Source organism: Phocaeicola coprophilus DSM 18228 = JCM 13818, from assembly GCF_000157915.1.
GTDB lineage: Bacteria > Bacteroidota > Bacteroidia > Bacteroidales > Bacteroidaceae > Phocaeicola > Phocaeicola coprophilus.
This window is the reverse complement of the sequence record NZ_EQ973650.1, coordinates 159618-162248: the sequence shown is the minus strand read 5'-3', so window position 1 is coordinate 162248 and position 2631 is coordinate 159618. Positions and strand designations below refer to the sequence as shown.

General features: G+C 39.0%; 5 protein-coding genes. 3 read left to right on the top strand and 2 right to left on the bottom strand.

All coding sequences use genetic code 11. The features are described from left to right. Positions 1 to 220 precede the first annotated feature (220 nt). The 3 genes from BACCOPRO_RS15100 to BACCOPRO_RS18655 are packed head-to-tail and all read left to right on the top strand — an operon-like array spanning position 221 to position 1642. Complete coding sequence (locus BACCOPRO_RS15100) at positions 221 to 778, top strand: Panacea domain-containing protein (protein WP_004308669.1); 558 nt, start codon at positions 221 to 223, stop codon at positions 776 to 778. Between the two features lie 5 nt (positions 779 to 783). Continuing rightward, complete coding sequence (locus tag BACCOPRO_RS15095; RefSeq protein WP_007898928.1) at positions 784 to 1269, top strand: hypothetical protein; 486 nt, start codon at positions 784 to 786, stop codon at positions 1267 to 1269. Between the two features lie 19 nt (positions 1270 to 1288). Then, entirely contained in the window at positions 1289 to 1642 is a 354-nt protein-coding gene (locus BACCOPRO_RS18655; protein WP_004323416.1) for a hypothetical protein, read from the top strand. 139 nt (positions 1643 to 1781) lie between these two features. Here the strand turns inward: BACCOPRO_RS18655 and BACCOPRO_RS15090 are convergent, their stop codons facing one another. Continuing rightward, positions 1782 to 2354: a hypothetical protein gene (locus BACCOPRO_RS15090; protein WP_007218123.1), complete on the bottom strand. Its 573-nt coding sequence runs from the start codon at positions 2352 to 2354 to the stop codon at positions 1782 to 1784. A 12-nt stretch (positions 2355 to 2366) separates the two neighbouring features. Further along, the gene (locus tag BACCOPRO_RS15085; protein WP_007898927.1) at positions 2367 to 2588 is read right to left on the bottom strand and encodes a DUF7688 family protein; all 222 of its coding nucleotides are present in this window, start codon (positions 2586 to 2588) and stop codon (positions 2367 to 2369) included. Positions 2589 to 2631: the final 43 nt, after the last annotated feature.

Here is a 2631-nt window from a genome sequence, read left to right as displayed (position 1 = left end):
TCGGAACGGATTGCCCGTACTATAATCGGAGGAAGGTGAACTATAAAGGGAGGTGGAATCGGGTGGATTGGCCCATCTCTTGATAATTGCAGACTATTACTCTCAGAATGACGACTATATTAAATGTCGTAAAAAAATGCAACGGACTATTTTTTTTGTATCATGAGCGTATTATTCAGCAAATTAGTTGTATCTTTGTAATCGCATAGATTTTTTTGAAATGAAAACAGCTATACAGATTGCTAAAATAAGAGCAGTGGTACTCTACATCATGCAGAGTTTCACTCAAGGAGTGGACTATATAAAGTTATTTAAAATACTTTATTTTGCCCAACAGGACCATCTTGTCAAATATGGCAAAGTGATTGTCGAAGACTCTTTCAGAGCATTGAAGCATGGCCCGGTGCCAGCCTATACCTACAAGGCACTGCAAATTGCAGAAGGCAAACCCTTGGATGGGAATTTTGACGAGTTCCTTTCAGACATAGAGGTTCGTGACAAGAAGGTATATACTTCTGCCGTACCCGATATGGACTATATATCAGGTGCCAACAAACGTTGTCTTGACGCTGCTATCGCTAAATATAAGGATACAGACCCTTATGACTTGTCCGATTTGTCGCATGACTCGGCATGGGAAGAAGCGATGACACGCATTCAGGATGATCCTCAAAAAAACTTCATTACCATTATAGATATAGCCCGGGCAGGAAAAGCTACCAAGGACATGGTAGATTATATCCGAGAAAAGCAGATTGTCAAGAACGCTTTATCTTAAATCAAATGGACGACAAAACCGGTGCATTGGAAAAGCTGAAAGCTATAATGGCCAAAGCTGAGCAAGTAGAGATGTCATCAGTCAAAATTGGTGACATTATTTATGTCCCCTTGGACGAAGAGGACGGACTGATACTAAAAGACGGATATAAAGACCGTAATAAATATATTGTTATTATCGGCTTTACTCCGGAAGGTGTCGCTATCGGTGCCTTACTGATAAATTCGGAAATAGATTCTTCCAAGAGGTCGGAAGAGCTACTGGACTGCCAATATCCTTTGATGGTTCGGAACTATCGTGATATTCTGGACTATGACAGTTGGCTGGATTGTTCCGATATATTCGAACTTTCAAAATTAAAAATCACGGAAAAGAACGGTAAACTGAAAGGTTGCCTGATTTCCGAAGACAGGGAACGGGTAATGCAGTTTCTAAGAGAGACAGAGGTGTTCGATAATGCAACTAAAAGACGTTATGGCATTATTAAATAATGGCGTTAAATCATAGGGAATGGATAGAATAGGTTTAGATACCAGAATTTCAAGGAAAGAATCGTTTCTATTGGCAAATGACGGTTTGTATTTAGGCAGATTGTCGTTGAACACATCTACTCCTGATTCCATATCCAACAACGAGAATATATACGGTAGTCACTTTTCAAGTATATCTTTCAAGAATCGGTATTCCATATATGGAAGTCCCAGTTCATCGTTAAGTCCATACAATCCGAATACATTAACCCCACCAGTTATTTATTTAAGAGGTGAGAAAATCGGTTGTTTGAGTAAAAATGTGAATCTTACAAATCGTGTAGATCCGGACGTGCTTAATGACTGGATGATAAGTCAGCGATTATTTGATTAGTTTTCCATACAGAAAAATACATAAGTCTCCAATCGTAAATTGGGAACTTATGTATTTAGTAGGTCAAATGCTGATGCCGTCCTTTAAAACGACTGGAGTTATCGTTGTAAGTGACAACTTCTTCAGACATCATTAATCTCTACTTTCCAATCTTATACATATTATCACGGGAGTCAAACCGCACACCGCAAAAAATGTAGTCAGGTGTACGCACTGCCCTTGCCGTGTATATATCCTTGCAGTTGCATTCTTCAAGGTATCCTGCCAAACTATCCACCATAATAGCGCAACTTAACTCCGCTGTTTGATGCTTGAACCGCCTGCCGTTTATTTCGACTAACACATAAGGGGTAAAAAAATCAAACGGGCTATTGCTTTCGGGGGATAAGATGCCAATGTCTATCAGTCTGACAGGATTTAACTTTTCGTCCTTTGCCTTGTCGTTGTCCTTTTCAATTTGTTCACGTAGCAAGCGAAGGTAGCAATCTTTCTTCGCTTCAAAAGTATGTATCGACTTAATCCACTCACGAATCCGTTTCTTAAAGTATGCCATACTATTGGAAACAAAGAGCGTTATCCGTCCGTCTATGACAAAACCGTAATCGGTCATACCACTCCATTTACCCATACATTTATGTCGTACAGGCTCCCATGTCTTGCCTCCTACAAGGGCGACAAATTCATCTACTGCTGCTTTCTCTTTCCTTTTCATTGTATATAGTTTTTAAAATTCAGGAATAGTTGCTTTCTCAATCAAAACGTTGTCGGCATAATACTCAATCGCCCCCATCGTAACACCAATATCCTGACAAACTGTTTTGAGATAGTTTTGATAGTCGTTTCCAGAAAAGTTCTTACCACATAAGTTTTTGAAAATCATCGGAATGGATATATCGTCTGTACTCGATAGTATCACTTTGCCATTCTGCCTAATCTCTGTTTTCATAATGTTATTTTTGTTTTTATTGTTACTATTTCCCTTTGTTCAA

Bases quoted from the DNA above. Each gene is read 5' to 3' on its own strand.
- BACCOPRO_RS15090 (WP_007218123.1), bottom strand. From the start codon at position 2,354: ATGAAAAGGAAAGAGAAAGCAGCAGTAGATGAATTTGTCGCCCTTGTA.
- BACCOPRO_RS15100 (WP_004308669.1), top strand. From the start codon at position 221: ATGAAAACAGCTATACAGATTGCTAAAATAAGAGCAGTGGTACTCTAC.
- BACCOPRO_RS18655 (WP_004323416.1), top strand. From the start codon at position 1,289: ATGGATAGAATAGGTTTAGATACCAGAATTTCAAGGAAAGAATCGTTT.
- BACCOPRO_RS15085 (WP_007898927.1), bottom strand. From the start codon at position 2,588: ATGAAAACAGAGATTAGGCAGAATGGCAAAGTGATACTATCGAGTACA.
- BACCOPRO_RS15095 (WP_007898928.1), top strand. From the start codon at position 784: ATGGACGACAAAACCGGTGCATTGGAAAAGCTGAAAGCTATAATGGCC.